1 protein-coding gene and 1 pseudogene are annotated in these 3,455 nt (G+C 44.4%); both read right to left on the reverse strand.

Going from position 1 to position 3,455, the window contains the following annotated elements; translation table 11 throughout:
• Nucleotides 1-1,033: pseudogene (locus AB4496_RS18045) on the reverse strand (phosphate ABC transporter, permease protein PstA); the annotation flags it as partial.
• Between the two features lie 110 nt (nucleotides 1,034-1,143).
• The gene (locus tag AB4496_RS18050; RefSeq protein ID WP_009848267.1) at nucleotides 1,144-3,360 is read right to left on the reverse strand and encodes an ABC transporter permease subunit; all 2,217 of its coding nucleotides are present in this window, start codon (nucleotides 3,358-3,360) and stop codon (nucleotides 1,144-1,146) included.
• Nucleotides 3,361-3,455: the final 95 nt, after the last annotated feature.

A 3,455-nucleotide genomic window follows, 5' to 3' on the forward strand; every position in this document is an offset into this window, starting at 1 on the left:
GATATATCGCAGCAACCACACCAAGAGGCATTACTACAATCGACATAAGAATAACCAACAGTACCGTGCCAAAAATCGCAGGAAACACACCGCCTTCAGAGTTTGAGTCTCGTGGGTTCTCCGACAAGAACTTCCAAACTTGTTTGCCCCAATGCCCAACCTTTTCAAGATAAGACATATTATTCGGGTACCAATAATCCAAAATATGACTGAGCGAAATTTCAACCTGCTCTCCTGTCATATCTTCTACCAACAAGCTTTCGACATTGAGCTGTGTTCTAAGATGCTCAAGCTTTACTTCGGCTTCAGCCAACTGGCGATTTAATTCCAATTTAGTTTGAGTATAGGTTTTAAGGTATTCATCGCTCACTGACTCATTGAGTTCAAGCTTACGTTTTTCTAAACGCAAGTTTTCCAATTGCCAGCTGATATTGCGGATTTCTTGGTTCACAACACGCGACGTCTCTTTGCGTAACGTATCAGCGAACGCCAAGCCTTGCTCGAGCTTTTGGTCTATGTTCGAATCAAATGTGCCAGAAGTGGTTTTAAAACCCACTGGTTTACCAAAGAAATAACCACCTCGACTTCGCTCAATCACAGCCCAGTCAGGTGGGGTGGTTGGTTCACGTAAGTTAACATCCAAAATGGAAACAAAGTCCGCTGGATAAATCTCCCTGTTGGCAACTTTGATACTTAAGCGCTGAATTAGCCCAGTCGACAGGTTTTGAGTCGACAATAGGTCTTGTACTTGTGGGACTTGCTCTATCGGGATGTATTTTCGTTCATATAACTGGCCAATCAATACATCTTGCTTTACTACCGTTTCGTCGAGGCCGACAACTAACGATGCATCTTTGGAATCCACTTGCCATTGGTACAAAGGAGCAGGCCAAAAATAGGTTAAGCCCTTCCAGCCGATCAGCAGCATTAGGCCAAGAACCGAAAGCATACTGATGCTCACCGCCCCACCCGTTAGCCATATCCACGGAGAGCCTGATTTAATCCAAGACAATAATGACTTCAGTTTATTCATTATGAACGACCTTGCTCTGACGTGCTGAACCCAAGGAAGAGCCAAGTTCGTGAGATACGCTAATCAAACAGCGAACAGCCATTGATAGAGATTGAGGTAGAGTTTTAAAACTACAGCGCACGATATTTATCTCTCAGTCTTTGTCTAACCCACTCTGCGACAGAGTTCACCGCGAACGTAAAAATAAACAGTAAGAGTGCTGCTAAGAACAACAATCGGAAGTGAGAACCACCCACCTCGGACTCTGGTAACTCGACAGCAATTGTTGCCGATAATGTCCTCATCCCTTCCAAAATATTCCAGTCAAGAATAGGGGTGTTACCTGTCGCCATCAAGACAATCATAGTCTCGCCAACCGCTCGTCCTAGCCCCATCATGATTGCAGAAAAGATACCTGGGCTAGCCGTCAATAACACCACATAAATAAGGGTCTGCCACGCTGTTGCGCCCAGCGCCAGTGAGCCATCGGATAAATGTTTTGGCACAGAGAAAATAGCGTCTTCTGCAATCGTGAAAATTGTCGGGATGACAGCAAAGCCCATAGCGAAGCCAACCACCAGCGCATTCCGTTGGTCAAAGTCGATGCCATAGTTAGCCAAGAAGGTACGAATATCACCACCAAACAACAAGGCTTCCATACCATTTTCACCAGCAAAGACTGCCATCACAGTAATCACCAATACCGGGATCAATATCAGAGCATGCCAACCATTAGTAAAACGGCTCGTCACCATTTTTGGCAAACAGAACCAAACAAGCCCAGTCAGTAGCGTGCTCAGTGGTAATAGCACCATTAACGAGAAGACGGCCGTTAAATGCGTTTCAACAATGGGAGCAAACCAAAGCCCAGCCAAGAATCCGATGATAACGGTCGGAAGAGCTTCCATCAGTTCTATCGACGGCTTCACGACTCTTCGCATTCGTGGAGACATGAAGTATGCGGTGTAAATGGCTCCGAGCACAGCAACCGGCACGGCAAACATCATCGCAAACAAAGCGGCTTTGATAGTACCGAATGTGATAGGGACTAAACTGAATTTTTCTTCAAAGTCATCGTTCGCCGACGTTGATTGCCAAACGTATTGTGGCTCAGGATAGCTTTCGTACCAGACTTTTTGCCAAAGCGATGAGAATGATATTTGCGGATATTCGTTATCAACTTTAGCCACGCTGATGGTGCCATCAATCAGCGTCGCCAAATGCAGTTCGTTAGCAGACATAGCCGCTAATTGTGGTGACTTATCAAATGCGCGCTCAAACAGCGACAGCTTTTCACTGGTCGTATAGTGGCTTTGTAATGTGCCATTCTGATAGAAACTATAAAAACCCTTTCTATAAGTATCTGGCAGAATAAACTGAACCTCTTCGGCGAGTTGGAAGTCGCGAATATGGGTCAGGCTACGCTTTTCATCTTTGAGTACATCGAACCACTGAGAAACCTGTCCGTCCTCATGCGTAACCAACAGTGAATAAGCTCCAGACAGTAAATCGATACTTTTCACCGAGTGCTTCGCATCATTTAAGCTAAGATCAATCACTTCACGAACATTGAAGCCGCTATCGGATAACTTCAATACAACTAAATCCGATTGTGCTCGAAGATATAAAGTTTGGCCATCAGGCGTGACTAACAACTGTTGCTGTAAACCCAACTTATCCGACAGCCATTGACTCTTCTGAAAAACATACTGACCAGTAAGATCACTCTGGTACCACTTAACCAAAACTCGTTGATCGCTTAGCTGAGCGGCAACCGTGATACCACGTCCATTCTTAGAGAACGCAAATTTTTCGATTGTTGTTCCGTTTGATGATTCATCATTTAAAAACGGTTCCGGGAGATCGATTTGCTCAATTTTAGGTTCGGCTTCACTGCCCTTTTGCAGCACAGGCGCACTATACTCAGGGTAGAAAAAAGTAAGGTTGCTTGCGCTATCAGCAAAGGCAAACCAGTTTTCAGATGGGGTATTTCGAGAAAAAGCGATGGGGTTAGCTAAAACATTACGCTCAAAGTAAGAATGTGTATTTTGAGACTCTAAATCCCAAAACTGCACCAAGCCGGATTTTTCGATAGTAAACGCATGCTGACCGTATTCATCCACGGATAAGGCGATAGGCTTTTCTATGGCTACGGTCTTCACGGCTTGGTCAGTATCTAAACCAGTATCAGAAAATACCGGTAAAATGACCATCGCCAAGTAAACAAAGATCAGCACCAGAGCAGCTAGAACACTGACCGCGCCACATGTCACCGAAAAACGGACGAGACGATCTTTCAACCATCTTTTTTTGTCGCGCTCTTTCAATGAAAATTGGGCTGAAGCCATCTGTTTATCTACCTTTTTTTAGCTACTGACATAATATGTACGTTAGATGACAATTATATTACAAGTTACGTTAAACAACTGAAACTAATAACAAG

The sequence above is a fragment of the Vibrio sp. 10N.222.46.A1 genome, assembly GCF_041473595.1.
In the GTDB taxonomy this organism is placed as follows: Bacteria; Pseudomonadota; Gammaproteobacteria; order Enterobacterales; family Vibrionaceae; genus Vibrio; species Vibrio tasmaniensis_A.